This window comes from Escherichia sp. B1147, assembly GCF_001660175.1.
Lineage (GTDB): Bacteria > Pseudomonadota > Gammaproteobacteria > Enterobacterales > Enterobacteriaceae > Escherichia > Escherichia whittamii.
Genome location: NZ_LFHY01000032.1, coordinates 1 through 541, shown reverse-complemented (window position 1 = coordinate 541; position 541 = coordinate 1). Strand labels below are relative to the sequence as shown.

Sequence of the window (541 nt, the reverse complement as noted above, 5' to 3'; positions counted from 1 at the left end):
TTTCTTTTGTGGTGATGTCTTCAAGTGGAGCATCAGGCAGATGTAGTGGTCAACAAAAACTGGCCACAGCTTTAGAGTTTTTCCAGAACAATCGTTCTGATTCATTCGGCGTCAAACCACCATTATATTGATGAGGTCTGAGTTGGCTGTAATATCCTGTGATGTAATTCGTTATTGCCGTGCTGGCTTCGCTAAAATTCGCGTAGCCATTATCCGGTACCCACTCTGTTTTCAGGCTTCTGAAGAACCGTTCCATTGGGCTGTTATCCCAGCAATTTCCCCGGCGACTCAGGCTTTGCTTTATCTGATATCTCCACAGTAACTGTCTGAAATTCCTGCTGGTATAGTGACTGCCTTGATCCGAGTGATACAGTAAATTAGCCGGTTTCCCCCGTGCTTCCCAGGCCATCGACAGGGCTTTACCTGTCAGTGCGGAATCAGGGAAAAATGACATCGCCCAGCCAACCGGTTTACGGGAAAACAAATCGAGTACAACAGCCAGATAAGCCCAGCGTTTTCCCGTCCAGATATAAGTCACATC

General features: G+C 47.0%; 1 protein-coding gene. It reads right to left on the bottom strand.

Translation table 11 applies throughout. The features are described from left to right. Positions 1-49 precede the first annotated feature (49 nt). A partial coding sequence (locus A9180_RS23760; RefSeq protein ID WP_149025992.1) for an IS3 family transposase occupies positions 50-541 on the bottom strand: 492 nt, incomplete at its 5' end.